Genomic DNA, 24,459 nt, shown 5'->3' on the forward strand with positions numbered 1-24,459 from the left:
GTCCGGTTCCGGGCCTCGAATCCGATTCTGGTGGACGAACCGTTCGAGCGTCGGTCGTCGGGCGTCTACGCTGGAACGGTCGTCACGATCGGTATCGTCGTTGGAGTCGTCTTCGACATCGGATCTATCTGATACCCCCGCTGTTCTATCGCTGGCTGCTCACACGACCAATACACTGCGAGGGAACGACCGCTCGATAGTCGATTCAATCTGCGTTCAGGGGTCGTCGGATAGAGTTTCGATGGTCACGGGGTCACGATGGCTCCCGTAATCAGTTCAGATCTGCCCGTTCGAACACCCAGTATCCGGCAACGATCGGGACGACCGTCCACGCGAACAGGACGAGCATGAAGACCCACCACTCGAGGTAGACCGGAACTGGACCGCCGAGGAGGCTCGCCGGTCCGGGGAGAGCAGGGTCTATCGCACTCAGCGTCCTAGTCACCAGCGCGCTGTAGGCACCGGACGGACTGAGCCCTTCGAGCAACAGGAACCACGCGGGGACGGTTCCCCCCGGCGGCGACCCCTCGATGACGAGATGTGCACCCTGCGGTAGGAGGTCCCAGAGCAGTGCCAGCCCGAGGTAACTTGCAATCCCCAGCATCATCGCTCTCGCTCGCGTCGCAGTCGCCGCGGAAATCCCGACCGCGATGCCGACGAAGGAAACCCCCAGACAGATAGTGAGGAAGAGGGTGCCGAGAAACGCGAGGAGTGGCAACGACCCGTACGCGAGCCACGCGACGGCGCTGGCGAGAGCGAATCCGATCGCCAGTCCGGTGACGACGACCGCAGTCCGACCGAAGAACTTCCCGAGGACGACCGCGGATCGGGCCGGTTCGAGGCCGAGCAGGAGCCGTAGACTCCCCGATTCCCGTTCGCCGGCAATGGCAAGGTATGCAGCGACGAGTGCGATGATCGGAACGAGTATCGCAGCGAACTCGCTGGCCGCGCCGAGGCCGGTCAGCGCGGAGGCGTTCATCGCCGGGATCAACAACGGAACGACGGCAGTCAGGCCGATCACGACTGCGACGACGGCGACGAGTCCCCAGAGGAGCCGCGAACGGACGGCGTCCTGGAACTCCCTCGCTGCGATGACCTGCCAGCTCATCGCACCGCCTCCGGGACGGCTTCGGTGCGTGCGTCGGGGTGCGTGTACTCGGAGAAGAGGTCCTCAAGTGACGCCTGCTCGGTTTCGATGTCTACGATAGTGCTTCCCGCGGCTCTCACCCGATCGATGACGGCCACCTTCGCCGCCGGTTCGGTACAGGTCGCTCGGACTACGTCTTCCTCGATGGTCACCTCCGTCACACCTTCGATTCCGTCGACGCTGATTCCTGTCGGTGGCGTGTCGACGGTAAGCGTGATGGTCGAGCTGGTTCCAAGCGCGTCGCGGAGTCCGCTAACGGAATCGACGGCGACCAGTCGACCCCGGTTCAAGATACCGACGCGGTCGCAGACCGCCTCGACCTGACTGAGGATGTGGGAGGAGAAGAAGACGGTACCGCCGTCGGCAGCGTGCTCTCGGGTGATCTCGCGGATGTCTCGTATACCGTCGGGGTCGAGCCCGCTCGATGGCTCGTCGAGCACCAGCACCTCGGGATTACCGACGAGTGCCATTCCCAGGGCGAGGCGTTGGCTCATCCCCTTCGAGTACGTCCCCGCCGGTCGGGCCGCCGCCGTCGAATCGAGGCCGACCCGGTGAAGAATCTCGTCCGGGTCGTCGTCCACTCCTTTCATGTTGGTGGCGAACTCGACGTGCTCGCGCCCCGTGAGCCGGTCGTACAGGCTGTACCCGTCTGGGAGGATGCCGACCCGCTGATGAATCTCGGCCGCCTCGCGCTGGGCGTCGTATCCGAGAACCGTCGCGGAGCCAGCGGTCGGCCGGACGTAGTCCAGCAACACGTCGATGGTCGTCGACTTCCCGGCACCGTTCGGACCGAGGAACCCGAACACCTCGCCTTCTTCGACGGTCAGCGAGAGGTCGTCGACTGCGTAGATGTCGTGTCCGTACCGCTTCGTCAGCCCGTGCGTCTGGATTGCGGCCACCGTCAGTCACCGCCCGTCGCACGGCCGATGGGGACGGTGCGGTCTCCTACCTGGTTTCGGTAGCGGTCGGTTCCGACGATTCCGAAGATACCGAGTGCGACGACGGACGCGGCCAGGAGAAGTCGTCCCGGAGGTACGTTGCCAACGTCGTGCATTAGTATCGAGGGGGGACTGCTCCCGCCGGACGCAGTGAACATCCACCCCAGCGCACAGGGTAGCACGAAGAACCAGCGGAAGCGTCGTTCGTAGATAGCCTCAACTGCGAAGGTGACCATACGAGAACCTATACTGGAAGGGTTGAAAAGGATTGTCAATTTAGTTACATCTTGTCAGAGCGGCTACTCAAATTCTCTTGACCCACGGGAAGAGCATCGGTCTTCAGATCCAACGGGAGAGTCAGGTGTCTGGTTTCGACCCCCTCGAAGTCGGGAGACTGACGTCGAGTGCGCCGTCGACAGTCAACTGCATCTCGGCGTCTTCGTAGGCGACCGTGACGTGAGCACGGAAGGGACGCTCCTCGATGACCTCTGTGCTCCAGTTCCGGACGTACTCGGATATCTCCCAGAAGGGGACCGACGAGATATCGACGCCCCGCTTCCAGTAGAATACGACGACCGCCGGATGGTAGAGCAATCGAACGTACAGGGGAGCGAAGACCTGACGATAGCAGCTTCGACATCGCGCGATGCAGTAGTGTTCCGTCGAACCGGGGCCGTCTTCGCTGTCGATCTCGACCGACGTTCGTCCGCCACAGGCCGTACACGTTCCCCTGAGGGCGGTGGCGTACTCGTGATGAATCCGCTGGTCGCAGGACCGCAGAATCTCCGTACTCGACCGGTCCTTCGCTTCGGCGGGAGGGAGGTCGTAGACAACGATTTGCGTGTCACAGTCGGTACAGACGACGACGAGTCCCCTCTCGCGATAGTCGGCCCGCAACGATACGGACTCACAGGCCGGACACCGACCTTCGAGTCGCGTCGACTCGAACGACGGGCGTTCGGAGTACGTCCCGGACAGTATCGCCCGCACGACCTTGTCGCCTGCCTGCGTCAGGGCGTACTCCTGGTCGTCCTTGTACAGGAATATCTCGTCGAGCATATCGAGGTGATACGACAGTTGGGAGGTACTGTCGACCGGAACTCTGTCGTAAATCGCGGTGAACGTGAGTCCGTTCGTTCCGTCGCGTTCTGCCTCCGCGAACGCCTGCAGAATCGCGGTCCGCAGTTCGTTTCCGAGCACCGAGAAGGCTTCTTCCGGTGAGACGGACGCGTTGTCAGGCATGGATATCACCTATTCTGGTGTGAGTTCGTACAAACTACTCGCTTTCGGGCGGGCGGGTCCACTACCCCGGAAGGAGGAAGTTGACGAACGTGACCACGAGCCCCGCAAGACCCATGCGAACGCCCGCGACGAACCAGTTCTGCTCCGATAGCTGGCCGAGGTAGGCGCCGAACGCGAACAGAACGCCGACGCCGATGCCGACACCGACGACCGTCGCTTCGAGGAGCGAGAGGTACGTCCCCTGGAGCAGAAACGGAACCAGTGGAAAGAGGATGCCGATGAGCGGCCCGATTCCGCTCATTACAGCGTTGATTTTTCGTGCACCGACTTTCTGGCGTTGTACCTTCGTATCGTCCAGGTCGGCGAGCATCGCTCGCTCGAGTTGTAGGATTTCCGCCCGCTTCTCGGCGCGCTCTATCTCCCAGACGCTCCAGACGCCGGACGTTGCGAGGCCGACGGCAGCACCGGCACCGATTTTGACCACCGTGACGCCGTCCGACACACCGGAGAGATACGCTCCGACGATGATTCCGATGCTCGTCAGCGTACCGTCGAACCCGTTGGAGATGAAATATCTGCGTGAGATTGACCGAACCTCTTCTTTTCGGAGGAGTTCCCTCACTTCCTCCATCCACGCCATCATCGAACGTCCTGGGGCGTCTCGCTCTCTTCGACGAGTACCTCGCCACACGCTACCTCGTCGAATGAGTGAACGGTCCCTCCGAGACCGTCGATTTCCTCTTCGACAGCAGCGGAATCGATGTCGTCGCCTTCGACCGTGACCTTGACGTTCTGCACCTCGCGGTCAGTTTCGAGCAACACGACGTTCGCTCCGGAAACGCCCTCGCAGCGAGCGATGACCTCGGAAAATTCGAGGATCCCTGGGTCGTGGGGTTTCAAGACGTCGAGTACCAGGCGTTTGGTTTCGACCATCGCCGGAGCATCGTTCGGAAGGCGCTTAGTGCTAAGGGTCCGAGAGGTGCCTCCGCTCCCGGCTATCGACGTCGGCTCGTCGCACTCGACCGGTCTCTCCCGACCGCGTTTCGTCCGGAGACTACCGACGATCACTCCAGTCGGTACACGAGCGCCTCGTACGGATGGAGATCGATTTCGGCTATCGAGTCGCCGGTACGGTCGCCGTAGTTGCCGACGAGTTTCTCGCTTCGGTCGTACGTAACGTCGTCCGGTAGCCGAAACGTCGGCTCCCCGTCGAAGAAGTTGAGCACGACCAGCAGCTGCTCCGATCCGTCGTTCAGCGTTCGGAGATACGCGTAGATCTCCGGGTGGTCCTCGAGGAGTTGGACGTAGCGGCCGTACACCATGACGGGGGTTGAATGGCGGAGTACGACGAGACGGCGATAGTAGTTGAGGACGGAGTCTTCGTCCCCCTGTTCCCGTTCGACGTTGACTTCCGGGAAGTTCTCGTTGACCTTTATCCACGGTTCCCCGTCCGTGAACCCGGCGTTCTCGTCGTCAGACCACTGCATCGGAGTCCGGGCGTTGTCACGACTCCAGAAGTCGACCGCGTCCCGGATCTTGTCGAAGGTCGAGACGTCGCCCGTCTGGAGTGCGAGCATGACCTTCTGGATGGTCGCCTCGTCTCGATACTCGTCGAGGCGACGAAACGTCGGATTCGTCATTCCGATCTCGTCCCCCTGGTAGACGAAGGGGGTACCCCGGAGGGTGAAGAGGTAGGTCGCGAGCATCTTCGCCGATTCGGCCCGGTACTCCTCGTCGTCGCCGAATCGCGAGACCAGTCGCGGCTGGTCGTGATTGCCGAGGAAGATGCTGTTCCAGGCCCCGTCCTCCAGACCGCGCTGCCACCTCGCGGTCGCGTCTCGAAGTTCGTCGAGGGTCCAGTCGTCGAAGTCCCAGGGTCCCCGGTCGCCCTTGTCGATGTGGAGATGCTGGAACGAGAACACCATATCGAGGCCGTCCTCGTGGAACCGCAGCGCCTCGTCGATGGTGACGTCGGACGTCTCTCCGACGGTCACGACGTCGTAGTCGTCCAGTACCCTGTCGTGCAGCTCCCGGACGTACTCGTGAACTCGTGGACCGTTGATGAACTGTTCTTTCCCTCGCTGGGTCGAATCCGGGTCCCCGTCGGGCAAATCCGGGGGTTTGGAGATGAGATTGATGACGTCGAAGCGAAATCCGTCGCAATCCTTCTCGATCCACCACCGTACCATCTCGAAGAGGCTCTCTCTGACGTCGGGATTTCGCCAGTTGAGGTCCGGTTGCTTCTCGTCGAACAGGTGAAGGTACCATGCCTCGCGCCGTTCGTCGTAACTCCACGCCGGCCCGCCGAAGAACGACTCCCAGTTGTTCGGTGGACGGTCGGGGTCACCGTCGACCCACCAGTAGTAGTCCCGATACTTCCCCGCTTTGCGGCGTGATTTGCGGAACCACTCGTGTTCGTCGGACGTGTGGTTGGTCACCATGTCCATGATGAGTCGAATGTCCCTCGCGTGGAGGTCGTCGCGCAGCGTCTCCCAGTCGGCCATCGTCCCGTAATCGTCGTGGATTGCACGATAGTCGCGAACGTCGTAGCCGCCGTCGACGAGCGGCGAGTCGTACACCGGACAGAGCCAGACGACGTCGACGCCCAGGTCGTCGAGGTAATCGACTTTCTCCGAGATGCCCCGCAGGTCGCCGATGCCGTCGTCGTTCGCGTTGTGAAAGCTCCGGGGATAGATCTGGTAGACGACGGCTTCCTTCCACCACGTTCTGCCGTCATTCATGATGACTGTTACGACGCACTGCACCTTGATTGCGGCGACGAGAGACAGCGCCGGTCGACCGTTCGTTTCGAGGTATCGCGACGGGAGAGCGTCGACGTTCCGCGACGGACGGTACGTCGCGGATTTCGAACTGCGACACTCGGCTGTCGACATCGTCCGAAGCGGACTTCCGTGACCCTCGTCGACGGCGTTTCGACCGAGTTCGAATCGCGCCGTCGCACGGCGGTTTCAGCTATCGTCTCCCGTCGTGGCGAGCGGTTCGCTACCCGAAAGCGGGCGTCGACTTTCGCGCCGACGTTCGGCCCTCCCGAGTCGTATCCTCCGCCGGGACGTCGAGCGAACTACCCCGGTCGAGGCGTCAACTCGAACGTGTAGAGGCCGGTGAACGCATCGCTCGCGACGACGAGTTCCCGTTCGGGATTGTACGACGCCTTCCACGCCATCGGTGGCGCACCGAGTGCGGCGACGCTGTCGTTCGGCGTGACTGCGTCCGCACCGTCGGCGGTCGGATACCGGTCGACCGGATGCGGAGCCGTCGGGTCGGTGACGTCGTACACCACGACGCCGTCGTGCCAGTCGGCGCTGACGAGGAAGGTCGCGTCCCCCCAGGGAACGATGTTGAAATGATGGCCGGTCCAGTCGAAGCGTTCGGTCCGCTTCCCCTCTTCCATGCGGCGGGCGTTCGGCGAGATGGTGAACCCGACCGGGACGGGGCTCTCCAGCGACCCGTCCCGCCACCCGACGTCGAAGACGTGCTTTCCGCCCGGGACGCCGTACGGCCGCTCGTCTCCCAGGACGAGCAGGTCGCGGCGCGGGTCGAAGTGGCCGTGATGCGCGCTGCCGAATGCTTCCTCCCCGACGCTCGCCTGATCGTACGACTTCCGACTCCTGTAGTCGAAACGCCCGATTTCGGACGGGTTGCGAGGGTCGCTCACGTCGTAGACGACGAAGCCAATGAATTGCCCCGCCTGAAACGCCGCGCAGAGCACCTCTCGCTCCGGGTCCACGGTGATGTCGTGACAGGCTCCCTGGGGCCCGTACTGGCCGACCTTGCGCGGGGCCGTCGGGTCGCCCGCGTCGTACACGTCGAACCCGTTCGTCTCCAGGCCGTAGTTCACCGTGTAGAGGACCGGCTTCCCTGGGTGTGGCGTCACGTTGTGGGACTTCCCCTCGGAGACGGACCCGACGATCCTCGGGTTCGTCGGCGTTCCGGTAGAGTAGCCGTAGTCGACGATTTCGAAGTTACCGGGCCAGGTTCTCTCTATCGCCCGGTAGTACAGACCGTCCCGGTGGTCGAACTTGACGTCCAGGTTCGGCGCGTCGTTCGAGCCCTTCAGGTGGTGGACCGCGTTCGGGGAGGCGGGGTCGGTGAGGTCGAGGAGATACGTGCCCTCTGTCCCCCACTTGGTCCCGAGGACGGCGTACTTGCCATCCGTTCGAACAGCCGTCTCCGAGTAGCCGCCACCGGGCGGCGGCTGCGCCGCGGGTCGGGTCTGGCCGAGCTTCCGGAGCGACATCTGACCGGGGTCGACCGTTTCCGTCCTCGTGCTCGTCGTCGTTCCGTCCTCGGTGTCCTCGTCGCCCGCACTGGGGAAGCCGGCGCACCCGGCGAGGAACGTCCCCGCCAGGACGACGCCGGAACGCCGCAGCATCCGACGGCGGGTTCGTGAATCGCGTTGAGAACTCACTGGAATCACTCCAACGGTCGGAACGACGGACTCCCCGTTTGTTATGGGCCGCCTGAAAGGAAAGGAAACTGCCGACCGGTCTCGGCCGTTGTCAGCTTCGGGCCACATCTCCCGCGGTCGTTGCGGTGCCTGTGGACTCCCCCGAGGTCGCCTTTCGGTACGACGGACTCGCCGCCGACGAACGCTAGCGGGACACGAACCGTCAGCGTGCCGAGCGTTCCTTTCCCGCGTACCGCCGATTTGGTGGCGATGTCGGACGGTAACCGAACGTAACCAGGTGATGCTCGCGTCCAGTAAACCATACCCGCTCTGAGGCCCGAGTAGAAGACACGTGTCACCGACCACACCCGGACTCCACCACGTCACTGCCATCGCGGGCGACCCCCAGCGCAACGCCGACTTCTACGTCGGCACGCTCGGCCTACGGTTCGTCAAGCGGACGGTCAACCACGACGACCCGACGACGTATCACTTCTACTTCGGCGACGGGGTGGGGACACCGGGGACGTCCATCACGTTCTTCCCCTGGACGGACGGCGGCCGCCGGGGACGGGCCGGTGCCGGGCAGACGCGGACCGCGGGCTACCTGATACGCCCCGAGTCGGTCGACTACTGGCACGACCGACTCGCCGACGAGGGCGTCGACATCGACCGGACGGAGCGATTCGGCGAGACCGTGCTCCGGTTCGACGACCCCGACGGCATCGGCCTCGCGCTGGTCGCGAGCGACGAGGCCGCCGACGCCGACGTGCGACCGTGGGACGGGAGTCCCGTCCCGGCGGACCACCAGCTTCGCGGATTCCACGGCGTGACGCTCGCCGTCCCGGCGTTCGACCCGACCGCCTCGGTGCTGACCGACGTCCTCGGCTACGAACGCGAGGACGAGGTTGACGGGCGACGACGGTACCGCGCGAACGGGGGCGGACCGAGGTCCGTCGTCGACCTCGTCGAGGCGGACGGTCGCGGACAGTCGGGCGTCGGAACGATTCATCACGTGGCGTTCGAGGCGGTCGACGTCGAGGAACAGGAGCGCTGGCGGGAGGCGTTCGCCGACCACGAACTGACCGCGACCGACGTCGTCGACCGCGAGTACTTCCAGTCCGTCTACTGTCGCGAACCAGGCGGCGTCCTCTTCGAGATGGCGACCACGGACCCTGGCTTCACCGTCGACGAGGACGTCGACGACCTCGGCTCCGACCTGCGGCTCCCCCAATGGCTCGAAGACGAGCGCGAGGCCATCGAGGCGCAGTTACCGCCGTTCGACGGGCCGACCGTCGCGTCGGGGGACGCGTAGCGTGGACCGGAGCGACGGGTTCCGCTTCGAGTACCGTCCCGGCGTGCTCAGGTACGGTACCCGCTGCGTCGAGGACCTCTCGGACGAACTCGCCGAACAGGGGTTCGACCGAGCGCTCGTCGTGTGCGGAACGACGGTGGGCGACACTCCCGCGGTCATCGACCCGGTCACGGAGGGACTCGGCAACCGACTGGCCGGCGTCTTCGCCGAGACGACGCCGAAAAAGCGGCTCGAAACCGCCTACGACGGGGTCGAAGCTCTGGAGGCGCGCGACGCCGACGTTCTCGTCGCGCTCGGGGGCGGGAGCAGCCTCGACGTTGCGAAGGTCGCGAGCCTCCTCGCCGGGGACGACAGGTCGCCCGAGGCGGTCGGTCGGGAACTCGCCGAGACCGGGTCGATATCGTCCCCGACCGGTTCGACGCTACCCATCGTCGCCGTTCCGACCACGCTCGCCGGCGCGGACCTGTCCGATGGTGCCGGCGTTACCGCCTCGCCCGCCTCTGGACTCGTCGACGAACCGGCGAGCGGCGGCGTCTCCGACCCGCGACTGATGCCGCGGGCGGCCGTGTACGACCCGGCGCTTTTCGCGACGACGCCGAAGCCCATCCTCGCGGCGTCGGCGATGAACGGCTTCGACAAGGGAATCGAGACGCTGTACGCCCGCAACGCCACCCCGATAACGGACGCGACGGCCGTCCGGGGGCTCGGCCTCCTCGACGAGGGGCTCCGACGACTCGGACGGAACGACGCGGACGTACGGACGCTGGAACCCGTCGTCCGCAACCTGCTGCTCGTCCAGTACGGCATCTCGCGACCCGGCGAGACGACACTCTCGCTCGTCCACGCGTTCGGCCACGGCCTGACGCGCACCGACGACGTCCAGCAGGGGGCCGCGCACGCCGTCATCGCCCCGCACGTCCTCCGGTACCTCTTCGACCGCGTCGACGGTCGACGTGACCTCCTCGCTGAGGCGCTGGACGTCGACGACGCCCGCGACGCCGCCGACGCGGTCGTCGACGCGGTAGCGCAGGTCCGCGACGCCCTGGGCCTGCCGTCGCGGCTCCGGGACGTCGACGGACCCGGCCCCGACGAGTTCCCCGCGGTGGCCGAAGCGATAGTCGCGGACTCGTTCACGGCGAATGCGCCGCCCGGACTCGACCCGGACGCCGCGGAGATAGAGGCCGTGCTGCGGGAGTCGTACTGAGTCACCGGCCCTCGCGCCGGGACCCCGGTCGACGGTGTTCGTCGTCCGGCGACGGGGGGTCGGCTCCTGCCGTCCGTCGTCGACCGCCCTCACGCTCGTCTGACGAGCACTTCGTCGGTCCGCTCCATCGCCGTCTCGCCGTCGACGGTCGCAGTGACGTGGACGTCGACAACGCCCCGGTCGTCGTCCATGGCGTCCTTGTCGACGATTTCTGCGGCGACGGCGAATTCGTCGGCGGGGCGGAGCGGTTCGTACCACCGCAGCTCCCTGATGCCCATCGCACAGACGACGGCGAGGTCGGTGAGAAAGCCGTCGACGCACTGGCGCATCGCGAGGCTCGCGGTGTGCCAGCCGCTCGAGACGACGCCGTCCGAGAGCTCCTCGTCGTGGTCGGGGTCGAGGTGGATGCGTTGTGGGTCGTACCGCTCGGCGAACGCGATTATCTCGGCTTCCGAGATCGAAACCGCACCGCAGTCGAACGTTTCGCCGACCGCGACGTCCTCGAAGTGTCGGAGCGCCATCGACATCTCGTGGTAAGTGGATTCCGGCCATAAAGTTCGGGGGTGCCGGCGGCCCGCCTACCCGAGGTCGAGTTCGACCTCGTGCACCGGTTCGAGGTCGGCCTCGACGAGTTCGGTCGCGAGCTGGGTGGCACATCCAGGACAGTAGAACTTCCGGAACTCGAGGTCATCGTCGACGTACTCCACCGGGTCGTTGACGAGCGGACCGGCGTCCTCGACGGGCAGTCGCTCGCAGAGCGCGTGGAGCTTGTAGTTCTCGTCGGCGTCGCAGAGCGTCTCGTCGCAGCGCCGGCAGACGACGGTCTCCGCGTCCGTGTCCACGTCGAGGTGGGCGTCGAGCCGTCGGCGAGCCATCACGCACCACCTCCCCAGGGTTCGGCGGTCAGCCGTCGCTCACGGATCTCCTCGCGGCGTTCGTCGGTCGCGGCGGCGTCGACGTCGCCACCGTCGAGCACGACGCCGTACGTCTCCAGGGCTTCAGTCTTGGAGACGTAGCCGACCGACACGTCCTCGGCGACCGCTTCGGGGTCGCGGTCCAGCGGGTCGCCGTACCCCCCGCCGCCCTGCCAGCGGCTGTAGTAGACGTCGTCCGCGCCGGTCTCGAACTTCGCCTTCGGTTGGGGAACCTCCGTCTCCCCGTCGACGTCGTCCCTGTCGGCGGGAATCGTCCCGTCGGCGAACTGGTCGGCGACGTCGCTGTCGCGGAGGAGTTCGTACCGGACGGCGTTCGACGGGTGGCCGCCCGAGACGCCCTCGCTGGTCGGCATCGCCGCGCCGAACGAGGAGACGACGTGCGCGAGTCCGTCCGTGTCGTGGGCCTTCCAGGCCATGCTCGACGTGACGCCGCCGCGGTGTTCGCCGGGACCGCCGGAGTCGGTCTCCTCCTTCCGGTAGAGATACAGCATCGGGAACGAGAGTTCGTTCGACTCGACGTTCGGGGCGGCGCCGCCGGGCGCGACCCAGATGCCACCGGTGTTGACGCCGTCGGAGTGGGTGCGCGCCCCCCAGCCGCCGGCCATCGGGTCCATGAACTGCGTGACGAAGAACTCGCCGCGCTGGTCGACGCCCATCACGTTCATCGTCACCCACGACCCGGACGACCCGGCGAACAGTTCCTCGTCGTACTCGTCGCTGGCGTCCAGCATCTTGGCGACGCAGACGTTCGAGAGGTTGGCCGTGTGCCACGTGCCCGCGACGGCGGCCATCCCGGTTCCGGCGGGGTACTCGGCGTTGACCATGATGCCGTCGTCGGCCTCGAAGTCGAGGACGCGATAGATGCCGCCGAGCGCCCACGGGATGTCGTAGCAGAGCATCGGCAGGACGGCGGTGGTGAGCGCGCCGCGCATCCCCGCGTACGTCGTGTTGATGACGCCCGCCGACTCGTCGCCGCTGACCCGGAACGTCAGTCCGTCGTCCGTCTTCCGGAGTTCGAGGCGGGTCCGGTAGACGCTCCGGTCGGCGGCGTTGGCGACGTCCTGGTAGGCGACGTGCCGCCAGACGCCGTCGGGGAGCTCTCGGAGGCGGGCGCGGAGGCTCTCCTCGGCGTAGTCCATCGTCTCGTTCATCACGGCCTTGACCGTGTTCGCGCCGTAGTCGTCGACGAGTTCGTGGATGCGGTCGATGGCGACGTTGTTCGCCGCTATCTGGGCGCGAAGGTCCATCCCCAGGAGCGGGGCGGCCCGCGACTTCCGCAGCATCAGGTCCTCCACGTCGGCACGGAGTTCGCCGTCCTCGACCAGCTTCGTCGGCGGCACCGGCTCCGCCTCCGCGAACGCGTCGTCGTCCTCGATGGAGAAGCTCCCGATCTCGTTGCCGCCGACGTCGACCTGGTGGAGCGTCGAACTCACCCAGCCGAACAGTTCGTCCTCGTGGAAGACGGGGGCGATGACGACGGCGTCGTTCTGGTGGACGGCACCGACCCAGGGGTCGTTACAGATGAACATGTCGCCGGGCTCGATGCCGGGGTTCTCCGCGCGATGTTCGAGAATCCACTTGATGATGAGGTCGGTGACGCTCGCGTGGTACATGACGTACGGGCCGAAGCTGACGGTTTCGCCGCGTTCGTCCGCGATGGTGACGTTGAAGTCGTTCGCTTCGGTGGCGATGGGCGAGCCGCTGACCCGTTTGAGCGTCGTCCCCTGTTCGTCGTTGATCTGTCCGAGTCGGTGTCGGAGCACCTCGAACGTGACCGTGTCGAGGTCGTGGTCGTCCGAGACGGTGTGCAGGTCGAGGTCGTCCGGGAGCGCCGCTTCGTCGAACTCCGTGACCGCGTCGTACTTGTCCGCGCCTGGAATCTGTGACATGGATGCTCACTCGATGATGATGTTGCGGTAGTCGTCGACCGTCGCGCGCTGGTGCGGGCGCACCGTGACGGTGGTGTCGGGGAGCTGTACGACTGCAGGGCCGTCGACGGCGTCGCCGGGCGTCAGCCGGTCGCCGTCGTAGATGGCCGTCTCGACGAACGCCGACCGGTCCGGCCAGTACACGTCCCGCGCGTCCGTGCGAGCGTCGCCGGCCTCGGCGGACGCCGCGAGCGTCGGGTTCGTCGTGTCCCCGCTTCCGCGGACGCGCTGGTGGACCAGTTCGACCTCGGCCTCCGCGTACGTCGACCCGGGGCCGTACAGCGACTCGTACTTCGCCTCGAAGCGGTCGAGCAGGTCGTCGACGTCCCCGTCCGCGAGGTCGCCGGTCGGCACCGGAACGGACACCTGGTGGACCTGCCCCTTGTACCGGAGGTCGACCTCCCGGGCGTAGGAGACGGCGTCCGTGTCGAACCCCTGGCTCTCGAAGTCGGACTCGATGCGGTCTTCCAGTTCCCCGAACGTGTCCGCGAGGTCGTCCGCGTCGAACGGCGCGACGGCCGGGTTCGACATCTCCTCGACCCAGCCGACGTTCGACGTAGAGATGCCGAACGCGGAGAACACGGACGCGGTGTCGCCCAGCGGGACGATCGTCGACTGGGTGCCGAGGTCCTCCCCGTAGAAGGACGCGTGCAGCGGGCCGGCCCCGCCGTAGGCGAAGATGGAGAAGTTCCGCGGGTCGTGGCCGCGCTCGACGGTGACCTGTCGGAGGAGGTCGGCCATCGCCCCGTTAACGATCTCGAAGACGCTGGCGGCCGCCTCCTCGACGCTCACGCCGAGCGGGTCGGCGACGTGTTCCCGCATCGCCGCCCGTGCGGCGTCGACGTCGAGTTCGCGGCGACCGCCGAGGAAGTACTCGGGGTTCAGGTAGCCGAGAACGAGGTCCGCGTCGGTCACCGTCGGTCGGTCGCCGCCGAGGTCGTAGCAGGCCGGGCCGGGGTCCGCTCCCGCGCTCTCCGGGCCGACCTGGAGCGCACCGCCGTCGTCGATCCAGGCGACGGAACCGCCGCCGCTCCCGATGGACTCGATGTCGACCGATAGCTGGTAGAGGCTGTATTGCTGGACGGCGGAGGTCGCGCGCACCTGGTGGTCGCCGTCGATGACGAGGCCGACGTCGAAGCTCGTCCCGCCGACGTCGGTGCAGATGAGGTTCGGCTCGCCGACCGCGTCGCCGATGAACTGCGAGCCGATGACGCCCCCCGCGGGCCCGGAGTTTATCGTCGCGACGGCGTCGTTCTCGACCTCGGTGAGCGGCATCGCGCCGCCGGTGCTCTTCATGAGGTAGACGGGGGCGTCGAGGCCGCGGTCCAACAGCGCCGACGCGAGGTCGTCGACGTAGTCTGCGAGCACGGGGGCCGTGTACGCGTTGACGGCGGTCGTCGCGCCGCGCTCGTACTCGCCGAGTTTCGGCACGACCTCGTGGGAGAGGTACGTCGGCGTGTCCGGCGCGACGTCCGCCGCGATCTCGCCGACGCGGCGTTCGTGGTCGGCGTTCCGGAAGCTCCACAGGAGGTTCACCGCGATGGCGTCGACGTCGTCGGCGAGGTCGGCGACGGCGTCCCTGACCTGGTCGTCGTCGAGAGAGACGACCTCCTCGCCGGCGTAGTCGGTTCGCTCGTCGAGTTCCCGGACGTTGGCCTTGGGAACGAGCGGTTGTGGCTTCGACTGCGCCGCGTAGTGCTGCATCTCCTGCTGGGAGAGCCCCTTCGTTCGCGTCGTGGTGCGACCGATGTGCAGCGCGTCCCGGTGCCCCTGGGTCGTGACGAGGCCGACGTCGCCACCCGTTCGTTCGAGGACGGTGTTGGTCGTCAGCGTGGTGCCGTGGAACAGCACACTCGTGTCCGCCAGTACGTCCTCCAGGGGGCGGTCGAGGGTCTCCGCGGCGTTCGCGAGCGAGGCGACGACTCCCTCCTCCGGCCGGTCGGGCGTCGTCGGTGCCTTCCCGGTGACGCGGGAGCCATCGTCGCCGACGATGACCGTGTCGGTGAACGTCCCTCCCGTGTCAACTCCCGTTACATATGCCATACCATAGCAAACCGCGGTGGGAATGAATAGGTGTTTTGTTAAATAAGATAACTTGATTAAGGCTGAATTAACTGTCCTCGGGGGCGGTCACAGTTCGTCGTCGTAGAGTACGGCGAGGTCGGCGCGCCCGCTCCCGACCAGCGTGTTCACCCCGTCCGTCGTCGTCACGTAGTTCGTCGCCATCGTCGGAATCTCGACCGTGTTCCTGATTCGGTCGCTCAACCAGCCGAGCGTCTGCGGGTCGTACCGCGGGCGGCCGTTCGGACTCGCCTGCCCCGCCACCACGGCGGCGAGCGCACACCCGCGTTCCACGAGCCGTTCCGCGAGCGCGTACGATTCGCGGGTCTTGAACCCGTTCGGGTGCCAGTCGGTCGCCTGCAGTGTCACGGTCACCGCCCCGTCGTCGGGCCACGCGTCACGCACCGTTTCGAAGACCGCCAGCGGAAACCGCATCCGATTCTCGAGCGACCCGCCGTACTCGTCGTCGCGCTCGTTTGCGAACGGCGAGAGGAAACTGTTCAGCAGGTATCCGTGTCCTATGTGCAGTTGTGCGACGTCGAACCCCGCCTCGGCGGCGCGCGTCGCTGCCGACTCGAACGCCGCGAGCACGCGCTCGCGGTCGTCATCGTCCATCGCCGTCGGCGTCCGGGTGTCCTTCGAGAACGGTTTCGCCGACGGCGCGAGCAGCGGCCAGGCCGCCTCGTCGGGGAGCGGACGGTCGAGTCCCGCCGACCGCGGTCGCATCGCGCCGCGCCGGCCGGCGTGAGAGAGCTGGACCGCGACCTTCGCGTCCCCTGCGTCGTGGACCCGTCCGACGGCGTCCGTCCACGCCTCCCGGTGGTCGTCGGCGTAGATGCCCGCGTTCCGCGGCGTGATGCGGCCGTCCGCCGCGACGGTAACCGGGTCCGTCAGGACGAGGCCGGCGCCGCTCCGACCGGCCTCAACCAGCGAGTCCCGGTACGCCGCGCTCGGCAACCCGTCGGTCGCGTCCTGGTCCTCGACCGGGAGCTTGACGACGCGGTTCGACAGCGAGACGCCGTCCAGGTCGAACCGCGTGAAGAGCGGCGGAGTAGCGACGTCGAGCGTTCCGGGGTTCGCACCGTCGGCCCGGTTCGCGAACCAGCTATCATAGTCGTCGACGAAGCCGGTGTCGCGGACGCGCAGGTTGTCGTAGGTGATCCGGCCGCTACGCGTCAGGAGGTGGACGGTGAACTGCTCGGGGTCCATGTGGAGGTAGCGGTCGACGTGCTCGAAGTAGCGTCGGCTCCGGTCGGCGGCCGTCTGGAGCGCGTTCACCTTGTCCCGGCGGTCCATCTCGTACCGGTTCAGCGCCGCCGACACGTCCGTCCCGTGCTCCTTGAACCCCTCCCAGAGGGCGATGGCGTCCTCCATCGCCATCTTGGTGCCCGCCCCGATGGTGAAGTGGGCGGACGCCGCCGCGTCGCCGACGAGCACGACGTCGTCGAAGTGCCAGTTCCGGTTTTTCACCGTCCGGAAGTTCCGCCAGCGCTCCTGCTTGGACTTCAGCCCGTACCCGTCGAGGTGGTCGGCGAACAGGTCCTCGAAGTACGCCAGGCTCTCCGCCTCGCTCTTCTCGTCGAGGCCGGCGTTGCGCCACGTCTCCTCGCTACACTCGACGATGAAGGTGCTCGTCTCGCCCGGATAGGCGTGTATCTGCCAGAGGCCGTCGTCGTTCTCCCGGAAGATGAACGTGAAGACGTCGAACGGCTTCTCGGTCCCGTACCACGCGAACTTGGCGTTCCCCTCCGAGACGTTCGGCTCGAACCGGTCGGCGTACTCCTCGCGGACGGTGCTGGCGATACCGTCGGCGCCGACCAGGAGGTCGGCGTCCTCCCGGAGTTCCTGCGGCGAGTCGATCTCGACCTCGAAGTTGAGGTCGACGCCGAGCTCCCGACAGCGGTCCTGGAGAATCTCCAGCAGGTCGGTCCGCATGATGCCGGCGAACGTGTGGCCACCGCAGCGGTGGCGTTCGCCACCGTAGTACACGTCGATGGGGTCCCACTGGACGAACGCCTCGGTGATGCGCTCATGGGTCTCGTAGTCCGCCTCGCGGAGCGAGGACAGCGTCGCGTCGGAGAAGACGACGCCCCAGCCGTACGACGAGTCGGCGGGATACCTCTCGTAGACGCTGACGTCCCAGTCCGGGTTGGACTTCTGGCACAGGAGACTGGCGTACAGACCGCCGGGTCCCCCGCCGAGGACCTCGACGTTCATGCGAGACCGTCACCCCATTCGTTCTCGACGATGCGCTCCAGGCGCTCGTACTGTTCGACGCCGATCACCGTCGGGAACAGGAGGAGTTCGTCACAGCCCCGGTCCTCGTAGCCGCGGACGAACTGGACGACCTCCTGGGGCGTCGTGAGGAGTCCGTCGGCCACCTTCTCGGCGAACGGTCCGGTGAACGCGTAGTAGTCGAGGAGATACTCCCGGCCCCGTTCCTCGACGTCCTCGTCGCCGAGCGCGAAGTAGCCGTGCCCCCACAGCGCGGGCCCGCCCGGTCGCTCCGCCTCCATCCAGGCCGCCCGGGCCTTCTCTGCCTCCCGTTCGAAGACGCTCGGCGGGCCGCCGCCGTGGATGTACCCGTCGGCGTACCGGCCGACGCGCTTGAACGCCGGGTCGCTCATCCCCCCGACCAGTAGCTCCGGACCGCCGTCCTGGACAGGGTCGGGACCGACCTCCTCGCTCTCCCACTGGTCGCGGAGTGCGCCGAGTTGCTCCGTGAAGCGGCGGCCCCGCTCGCCGTACGGAACGTCCGCGAGTTCGTAGTCGTCGCGCCGGGCGCCGAGCGCCAGTCCGACGGTGAGTCGTCCGTCCGAGAGCACGTCGACCGTCGCCGTCTTCTTCGCCAGCAACGCGTTCCGCCGCAGCGGGCCGGCGATTATCGACGTCGCCAACCGAACGTCGTCGGTCACGCCGGCGCAGGCGGCCAGGGTTCCCATCGGGTCGAGACTGTCGTACCGGAGGCGGTCGAAGACGCCGATGCTCGAGAACGGTCCGGCGTCCGCGCGTTCGGCGTACTCCAGAACGAGGTCGCGGTCGGTCCCCGTCAACGTGTTCGGTAGGCCGACGCCTACATGCATGATGTGTCAACACAGGACACATCGGAACGTAAAAGTACGCTGCTCAATTCGGGCCGGTAGGTAACGGTATCGGACATAATTCGGCAGTTCTGTACGACGACGGCCCGGGTGATGATTTAAGGTCCTCTCGGCGGAAGATGTGTGCATGAGTAACGCGGTGTTCGATGTCACTGACGGCGTCGCGACCGTGGAGATACGTCGCCCCGACGCGCTGAACGCGATGGACTCGGAGACGAAACGCGACATCATCGACCGGGTTCGCGAGTACAGACACGACGACGGCGTCCGCGTCGTCGTGTTCAGGGGCGCAGGCGAGGACGCATTCTGCGCCGGCGGCGACCTGAAGGAGGTCCGCGAGACCGACTACTCGCTCGCCGCGTTCACGGAGACCTGGCAGGAACTGTTCGACGCGCTCCGGCGACTCGGCAAGCCAACCGTCGCGCAGGTCGACGGCGTCTGTCTCGGCGGCGGGTTCGACCTCATGCTCCACGTCGACTTCGTCGTCGCCACCGACGACGCCACCATCGGCCAACCCGAAGCCAGCCTCGGCATCGTGAACCACTTCTCGCCGCCGATGCTGCGCGAGATGGTCGGCTGGCGGCGGGCGCTCGACCTCGTGATGACCGGCGAACCCGTCGACGGCGCGGAGGCCGAACGCATCGGGCTCGTCACGCGGAGCGTCCCCCGGTCCGAGGTGGAGGAAGAGGTCGCCTCGCTGACCGCGTCCCTCCTGGAGAAGAGCCCCCGCGTCCTCCGGAAGCTCAAGACCGGGTTCTACGAGACGATGGACATGCCGCCGGCGGCGGCCAAAGACCACCTCGGCCGCATCGCGCACGAGGCCGCCCGGGAGGACCCCGACTACCGGGAGGGCGTCGACGCGCAACTCGACGGTCGCGACCCGGAGTGGGAGACTTGACATCCTCCCCGCACTGAAGCGCGAGGATTCCTTCGTGGGACGGCACGCCGTTCGTGCGTCCCCGAAGGCACCCTGACCGAGACCATCGGGGTCTCGGCTGTGGTTCGTGAGTAGTGGGTCGGGCCTCCGAAGGAGGCGTGGTGTGCTTGGGTATCCGCTTGCACCTCACAGGCCGTGCCATCGACCCGACTCACCCGCGAAGGGCGAGTGGCCATCCGACGCAGGGTTGCTTTTTGATAGTGGAGACCCTAACCCAACTCCAATTTTCGTCCGATGTGCTTGCTACTGAATATGCTGTCGGGTAACTTAATAGTTCGTGGGTGGCGTCCCTGTTGTCGGAGTCATCCCCGCGCTACAGCACGGGGCTTTCTCCTCGATTTCCCGTAACTAGCGCGTCGTCCACCCGCCGTCGACCGACAGGACGGCCCCGGTCACGAAACTCGCCAGGTCGCTCGCGAGGAACAGCGCCGGTCCCGCGACTTCCGCCGGGTCGGCGAACCGGCCGAGCGGCGTCCTGTCGACGACCGACTCGTACAGCTCCTCGTCGGCCATCAGCGGCTCCGTCAGGTCCGTGCTCACGTACCCGGGTGCCAGCGCGTTCACCCGGACGTCGGGCGCCCAGTCGAGCGCCAGGCTCTTCGTCAGGCCGACGAGACCGTGTTTGGACGCGACGTAGGGGTGCTGGCGCGGGATGCCGACGAGTCCGGCGACGCTGGCGACGTTCACCACGCTCCCGCCGCCGTCGCTGGCGAGCACCGCCGCGCCCCGGCGAGCGCAGCGGAACGCACCGCGGAGGTTCACGTCCACCGTCCGGTCGAACGCGTCCGGGTCGACGTCCTCCGGCCGGTCCATCCCGTCGACGGGGTTGATGCCTGCGTTGTTCACGACGACGTCGACCGAACCCACCTCCGCCTCGACGGTCTCGAACAGCGCATCGACGGCCGCCTCGTCGGTCACGTCGGTCGGCACGGCGACCGAGTCGCCGCCCGCCTCGCGGACGGTCTCGACCGCGTCCTCGACGTCCGCCCGGGTCCGCGAGGTGGGGACGACGTCCGCGCCCGCCGCCGCGAACGCCTCGGAGATGGCGCGGCCGATGCCGCGCGTGCCCCCGGTCACCACGACGACCTCGCCCGAGAGGTCGACGTCGGGCGCGAGGGTCATCGCTCCCCCTCGTTCTCGTACATCCGCTTGCTGATGACGACGCGGTTTATCTCGTTGGTTCCGTCGTATATCTGCATCCCCTTGGCGACGCGCATGTACCGCTCCACGGGATACTCCTTCGAGTAGCCGCGACTGCCGTGTATCTGGACGGCCTCGGTCGCCGCGTCCATCGCGGCGTCAGTCGCGAACGTCTTCGCCATCGCGGCCGCCTGGGTGACGCGGTCGCCCCTGTCCCGGCCGTCCGCCGCCGCGAGCGTGAGCAGTCGCCCCGCCTCGACGTCCATCGCCATGTCGGCGAGCTTGAACGAGATGCCCTGGTTCTCCCGGATGGGCTGGCCGAACTGTTCGCGCTCGTCCGCGAACTCGCGACTGGCGTCCAGGGCGGCCTGTGCGACGCCGACGCCCTGTGCGGCGGTCCCGATGCGGCCGACGTCGAGCGCTTCCATCACGTATCGGAAGCCGGACCCGGGATCGCCGACGACGTTCTCCGCCGGGACGCGGACGCCGTCGAACCGTATCTCGGTCTCGACGGCCGCTTCGCCCTCCATCGACGGGATGTCCCGGACGACGGTCACGCCGTCGCGGTCGTGCGGCTCCGGGATGCCGACGAGGCTGAGTCCCCGGTGGCCGTCGTCCTCGCCGGTCCGCGCCAGCACCAGCAGGAGGTCCGCGACGGCGCCGTTCGTCGACCACACCTTGTGTCCGTCGACGACCAGTTCGTCGCCGTCTCGCTCCGCGGTCGTCGACGCCGACGCGGCGTCGCTCCCCGCGTCCGGTTCCGTCATCGCGAGCGCCGCGATGGACTCGCCGGCGAAGACGTCGGTCAACCACCGTTCGCGCTGCCAGGGAGCGCCGAACGTAGCTATCGGATAGCCGACGAGGCCGGCAGCGACGTTGACCGTTCCCGCGAGCAGTTTCCAGGTCCGGGCGAGTTCCTCCATCGCGATGGCGAACGACCGGTAGTCGAGGCCGCCGCCGTCTACGTCCTCCGCGTACGGGACGCCGACGAGTCCGGCGTCGCCGAGCGTCCGCACCAGGTCCCCGGGAAACTCGCCGGCGTCTTCGTACGCTTCGACGTGCGGCGCTATCTCCGCGTCGTAGAACGCCCGGACCTCCTCGCGGTACGCCGCGTGGTCGTCCGATATCGTGAGCCTGGTTAGCATGACGTTCGTCCAGTCGGCCACCCGGGCCTTAATTTCTCGGTGCGCCAACCGTTCGTCGCCACTGCCGTCCGGGCGGCTACGACGTCTACCGACGCTCCGGCGAGGGTGCCGATGGGCGATGGAGGCTCCAGATGACCCCAGCGGGCGACCGGTCGACGGACGGGGGCTCACGAGCCACGAAGTCGGCGCAGTGCGACGACGCCATCATTTTTAATTACTGATGCACTGTAGGCCGTCTTATCCATGGAAACCGACCCACGGTCCGAGCGAATCGACGGTCTCCTCGCGGACGGGTGCAATCGCTCGATACTGACCGTCCTCGACAAAGCCGGCCGGTCGCTTCACGTGATGGAGCTGGCCGAGCGTCTCGTCGCCCGCGAGATGCCCGTGGCTCGAACGTCCCAGTACGAGGACGAACTCGACCGGGTTCGGATCTCGCTGCATCACTATCGCCTGCCGAAGCTCGACGAGGCGGGGTTGGTCGAGTACGACAGCACAGCCAACGTCGCCAAGTCGCGGGACTCGACGGACGTCGACGCCGACTGGCTGGACGCGGGTCGAATCGACGAGCAACTGGACCGGCTCACGAACGGCAGCGAGGCCGCCGAAAGCGACGTCGGCACGATAGAGGGCCGGGAGATGGTGATCGAACACGGTCGTCACCTCGCCGACGAGGCGACCGACGAGCTGTTCCTCATGTACGTTCGCGAGGACCTGCTCGAAGACGAGTGCATCTGTCACGCGGTGGACGCGATAGAGCGGGGCGTCGACATCTACCTCGGTTCTCAGAACCGGAACGTCCGCGACGTCACCCGCCGGCGGCTTCCGGAAGCGACCATCTGGGAACCGGACCTGGACTGGATGAACGCCCCGTCCCGGTATCCGAAAGTCGGGCGGCTCGTCTTCGCGGATCGCGAGAAAGTCATGCTCGGCCTCCTCGAGGAGTCGGCGGACGCACACGCGGAGACGGCCGTGGTCGGCGAGGGCGAGACGAACCCGCTCGTCGTCCTCGTGCGCGAGCTACTGGGCCCGCGGCTCGACCACCTCGACTTCCAGAGCGACGACTTCCGACAAACGTTTTCCTTCTGACCATGACAGATAATCCCATCACCGACGGTAACGGCGAAAACGACCGACGGGAACGGCGCAGCGAGTTCACGTACGACGTCGGGACCGACGAATCGCCCAGCCACGCCGTCGTGAACGCCGTCGCAGCCTACACGAACCGGTCGCCCATCGACCTCGACCCGCTGTACGACGTCGTCGACCCCGACCACCTGGACGGGCTGTTCGGGAAACGGGGGCCCGAATCGTCCAGAGCGGGCGGGTCGTTCGTCCTCCTGTTCGGCGGGTGCGAGGTCACCGTGACGCGCGACGAAATCCGCGTCCGCGAGGCAGACGACGGTAGATAGGACCCGCGGTTCCGTCGTCGCTCGTCGTCCTCGTGGCCCCGGAGTCGAGGCCACGTCGAGAGCGCCGCGCTCGCGGTCACTCGTCGTCGACGACCGCGAACCCTTCCATCTCGATTCGGGCGTCGTCCGCGAAGAAGCCGGCGACCTCGAACAGTGCCATCGCCGGATAGTCGTCGAAGTACCGTCCGAACGCGTCGCCCAGTTCGTCCAGGTGGGCCTTGTACTCGTCGCGGTCGGCGACGAAGACGTTCAGTTTCACGATGTCGTTCGAACTCCCGCCGGCCTCCTCGACCACGGTCGAGAGGTTCGAGAGCACCTGCTCGAACTGACCGACGAGGTCGTCGGGGGCGACGATCTCGGCGTCGGGACCGCTGGCGTCCTGCCCAGCGAGGTAGAGCGTCTTCCCGCCGTCGACGAGGACGCCGTGGTTGAAACCGCTGGGCGGTGCGAGTTCGTCGGGGTTCAGTATCTCGCGTTGCACGCCAACCAGTGGTGTGCCACCGCCTATCAATCTATCTCCGTCGAATCGGACCGACGGCGCTACCGAGGGACGGGGGGAGCGGTCAGAACGCCATCGCGTCGAGAATCTTCTCCTCGATACGCGGCGGGTTCGGGAGGTAGTAGTCCTCCCAGGCGAGCATCGGAATCGGAACGTCGAACCCCGTGACGCGCTCGATGGGCGCTTCGAGGTACATCAGCGCCTCCTCGTTGAGCGTCGCGATTATTTCGCCGGCGAACCCGCCGCTCTTCGGCCCCTCGTGGACGACGACGCCGCGACCGGTCTTCTTCAGCGACTCGACGAGCGTCTCGCGGTCGAGCGGCGAGAGCGTCCGGACGTCGACGACCTCCGCGTCCAGTCCCCGCTCTTCCGCGAGCGTCTCCACGGCCGTCGTCGTCGGCTCCATCATCGCGCCGTAGGAGACGACCGTCACGTCCTCGCCCTCGCGCCGGACCGCGGCCTCGCCGATGGGTTCCACGTACGACTCCTCGGGGACCGCCTGGCGGAACGAGCGATAGACGCGTTTCGGTTCGAGAAAGAGGACGGGGTCGGGGTCGCGGATGGCCGCGGTGAGCAGCCCCTTCGTGTCGCGGGGCGTGCTGGGGACGACGACCTTCAGTCCGGGAACGTGGCTGTAGACGGCCTCCATCGCTTCCGAGTGGTGTTCGAGGGCGCGAACGCCACCGCCGTACGGCGCCCGCACGACCATCGGAGCGGTGCGTTCGCCGCGCGTCCGCCAGCGAATCCTGCTCGCCTGCGAGACGAGCTGGTTGAACGCCGGCGGCAGGAACCCGGAGAACTGAATCTCGGCGACGGGACGGTAGCCCCGCATCGCGAGGCCGACCGCCGTGCCGACGATGGCGATCTCGGCGATGGGCGTGTTGACGACGCGCTCGCTCCCGAACGCGTCTTCGAGACCCTCGGTCGCGCGGAAGACACCGCCGGTTTCGGCGACGTCCTCGCCGTAGACGACGACGCGGTCGTCCGCAGCCATCTCCGCGTGTAGCGCCTCGTTGACGGCTTCGACGAGTGTCAGTTGCATCTCGG

The 24,459-nt window shown here is 66.8% G+C and carries 23 protein-coding genes; 5 read left to right on the plus strand and 18 right to left on the minus strand.

Annotated elements, in window-relative coordinates:
• Nucleotides 1-271: 271 nt before the first annotated feature.
• The 8 genes from ACRYA2_RS18830 to ACRYA2_RS18865 all read right to left on the minus strand — a co-directional run bounded on the left by ACRYA2_RS18830 (nt 272) and on the right by ACRYA2_RS18865 (nt 7,720).
• Nucleotides 272-1,108 (minus strand): ABC transporter permease, encoded by an 837-nt coding sequence (locus tag ACRYA2_RS18830; RefSeq protein WP_433631676.1) that lies wholly within the window; start codon nt 1,106-1,108, stop codon nt 272-274.
• Nucleotides 1,105-2,046 carry an ABC transporter ATP-binding protein gene (locus tag ACRYA2_RS18835; protein WP_433631679.1) on the minus strand — a complete coding sequence of 314 codons (942 nt, stop codon included), beginning with the start codon at nt 2,044-2,046 and terminating at the stop codon, nt 1,105-1,107. Before ACRYA2_RS18835 ends, ACRYA2_RS18830 begins: the two co-directional genes overlap by 4 nt.
• Before the next feature lie 2 nt (nt 2,047-2,048).
• A complete protein-coding gene (locus ACRYA2_RS18840) occupies nt 2,049-2,321 on the minus strand; it encodes a hypothetical protein (protein WP_433631682.1) in 273 nt (90 codons plus the stop codon).
• 121 nt (nt 2,322-2,442) lie between these two features.
• On the minus strand, nt 2,443-3,327 hold the full coding sequence (locus tag ACRYA2_RS18845; protein WP_433631684.1) for a DUF7351 domain-containing protein: 885 nt from the start codon (nt 3,325-3,327) through the stop codon (nt 2,443-2,445).
• Between the two features lie 61 nt (nt 3,328-3,388).
• Entirely contained in the window at nt 3,389-3,958 is a 570-nt protein-coding gene (locus tag ACRYA2_RS18850; protein WP_433631951.1) for a VIT1/CCC1 transporter family protein, read from the minus strand.
• 8 nt (nt 3,959-3,966) lie between these two features.
• Nucleotides 3,967-4,260: a DUF211 domain-containing protein gene (locus tag ACRYA2_RS18855; protein WP_433631686.1), complete on the minus strand. Its 294-nt coding sequence runs from the start codon at nt 4,258-4,260 to the stop codon at nt 3,967-3,969.
• Nucleotides 4,261-4,391: 131 nt separating this feature from the next.
• A complete protein-coding gene (locus ACRYA2_RS18860) occupies nt 4,392-6,068 on the minus strand; it encodes a glycoside hydrolase family 13 protein (protein WP_433631688.1) in 1,677 nt (558 codons plus the stop codon).
• Between the two features lie 341 nt (nt 6,069-6,409).
• Nucleotides 6,410-7,720 carry an LVIVD repeat-containing protein gene (locus tag ACRYA2_RS18865; RefSeq protein WP_433631691.1) on the minus strand — a complete coding sequence of 437 codons (1,311 nt, stop codon included), beginning with the start codon at nt 7,718-7,720 and terminating at the stop codon, nt 6,410-6,412.
• Between the two features lie 367 nt (nt 7,721-8,087).
• Here ACRYA2_RS18865 and ACRYA2_RS18870 point away from each other — a divergent pair, with 367 nt between their 5' ends.
• Entirely contained in the window at nt 8,088-9,050 is a 963-nt protein-coding gene (locus tag ACRYA2_RS18870) for a ring-cleaving dioxygenase (protein WP_433631694.1), read from the plus strand.
• A gap of 1 nt (nt 9,051) precedes the next feature.
• Nucleotides 9,052-10,254 (plus strand): iron-containing alcohol dehydrogenase family protein, encoded by a 1,203-nt coding sequence (locus ACRYA2_RS18875; RefSeq protein ID WP_433631697.1) that lies wholly within the window; start codon nt 9,052-9,054, stop codon nt 10,252-10,254.
• 89 nt (nt 10,255-10,343) lie between these two features.
• On the opposite strand, the gene ACRYA2_RS18880 is transcribed toward ACRYA2_RS18875, so the two are convergent.
• The 6 genes from ACRYA2_RS18880 to ACRYA2_RS18905 all read right to left on the minus strand — a co-directional run bounded on the left by ACRYA2_RS18880 (nt 10,344) and on the right by ACRYA2_RS18905 (nt 18,261).
• A complete protein-coding gene (locus tag ACRYA2_RS18880) occupies nt 10,344-10,775 on the minus strand; it encodes a MaoC/PaaZ C-terminal domain-containing protein (RefSeq protein WP_433631700.1) in 432 nt (143 codons plus the stop codon).
• A gap of 57 nt (nt 10,776-10,832) precedes the next feature.
• Complete coding sequence (locus tag ACRYA2_RS18885; RefSeq protein WP_433631703.1) at nt 10,833-11,129, minus strand: acetone carboxylase subunit gamma; 297 nt, start codon at nt 11,127-11,129, stop codon at nt 10,833-10,835.
• Nucleotides 11,129-13,078 (minus strand): hydantoinase B/oxoprolinase family protein, encoded by a 1,950-nt coding sequence (locus tag ACRYA2_RS18890; protein ID WP_433631706.1) that lies wholly within the window; start codon nt 13,076-13,078, stop codon nt 11,129-11,131. Before ACRYA2_RS18890 ends, ACRYA2_RS18885 begins: the two co-directional genes overlap by 1 nt.
• A gap of 6 nt (nt 13,079-13,084) precedes the next feature.
• The gene (locus tag ACRYA2_RS18895) at nt 13,085-15,160 is read right to left on the minus strand and encodes a hydantoinase/oxoprolinase family protein (protein ID WP_433631709.1); all 2,076 of its coding nucleotides are present in this window, start codon (nt 15,158-15,160) and stop codon (nt 13,085-13,087) included.
• Between the two features lie 87 nt (nt 15,161-15,247).
• Entirely contained in the window at nt 15,248-17,395 is a 2,148-nt protein-coding gene (locus ACRYA2_RS18900; RefSeq protein ID WP_433631712.1) for an oxidoreductase, read from the minus strand.
• Entirely contained in the window at nt 17,392-18,261 is an 870-nt protein-coding gene (locus ACRYA2_RS18905) for an LLM class flavin-dependent oxidoreductase (protein WP_433631714.1), read from the minus strand. The genes ACRYA2_RS18900 and ACRYA2_RS18905 overlap by 4 nt, the downstream gene beginning before the upstream one ends.
• A gap of 145 nt (nt 18,262-18,406) precedes the next feature.
• Between ACRYA2_RS18905 and ACRYA2_RS18910 the strand changes: the two genes are divergently transcribed.
• Nucleotides 18,407-19,177 carry an enoyl-CoA hydratase/isomerase family protein gene (locus ACRYA2_RS18910; protein WP_433631717.1) on the plus strand — a complete coding sequence of 257 codons (771 nt, stop codon included), beginning with the start codon at nt 18,407-18,409 and terminating at the stop codon, nt 19,175-19,177.
• 387 nt (nt 19,178-19,564) lie between these two features.
• Here the strand turns inward: ACRYA2_RS18910 and ACRYA2_RS18915 are convergent, their stop codons facing one another.
• Both ACRYA2_RS18915 and ACRYA2_RS18920 read right to left on the minus strand, forming a co-directional pair.
• On the minus strand, nt 19,565-20,338 hold the full coding sequence (locus ACRYA2_RS18915; RefSeq protein ID WP_433631719.1) for an SDR family NAD(P)-dependent oxidoreductase: 774 nt from the start codon (nt 20,336-20,338) through the stop codon (nt 19,565-19,567).
• Nucleotides 20,335-21,501, minus strand: a complete 1,167-nt coding sequence (locus ACRYA2_RS18920) for an acyl-CoA dehydrogenase family protein (protein ID WP_433631722.1) — start codon at nt 21,499-21,501, stop codon at nt 20,335-20,337. The genes ACRYA2_RS18915 and ACRYA2_RS18920 overlap by 4 nt, the downstream gene beginning before the upstream one ends.
• A gap of 243 nt (nt 21,502-21,744) precedes the next feature.
• On the opposite strand from ACRYA2_RS18920, the gene ACRYA2_RS18925 reads away from it, so the two are divergent.
• Both ACRYA2_RS18925 and ACRYA2_RS18930 read left to right on the plus strand, forming a co-directional pair.
• Nucleotides 21,745-22,590 carry a DUF7344 domain-containing protein gene (locus ACRYA2_RS18925; protein WP_433631724.1) on the plus strand — a complete coding sequence of 282 codons (846 nt, stop codon included), beginning with the start codon at nt 21,745-21,747 and terminating at the stop codon, nt 22,588-22,590.
• A 2-nt stretch (nt 22,591-22,592) separates the two neighbouring features.
• Entirely contained in the window at nt 22,593-22,913 is a 321-nt protein-coding gene (locus ACRYA2_RS18930; RefSeq protein ID WP_433631726.1) for a HalOD1 output domain-containing protein, read from the plus strand.
• A 76-nt stretch (nt 22,914-22,989) separates the two neighbouring features.
• On the opposite strand, the gene ACRYA2_RS18935 is transcribed toward ACRYA2_RS18930, so the two are convergent.
• Nucleotides 22,990-23,394, minus strand: a complete 405-nt coding sequence (locus ACRYA2_RS18935) for a RidA family protein (RefSeq protein ID WP_433631729.1) — start codon at nt 23,392-23,394, stop codon at nt 22,990-22,992.
• Between the two features lie 82 nt (nt 23,395-23,476).
• On the minus strand, nt 23,477-24,454 hold the full coding sequence (locus ACRYA2_RS18940) for an alpha-ketoacid dehydrogenase subunit beta (RefSeq protein WP_433631732.1): 978 nt from the start codon (nt 24,452-24,454) through the stop codon (nt 23,477-23,479).
• Nucleotides 24,455-24,459: the final 5 nt, after the last annotated feature.

The organism is Halomicrococcus pelagicus (genome assembly GCF_050954125.1).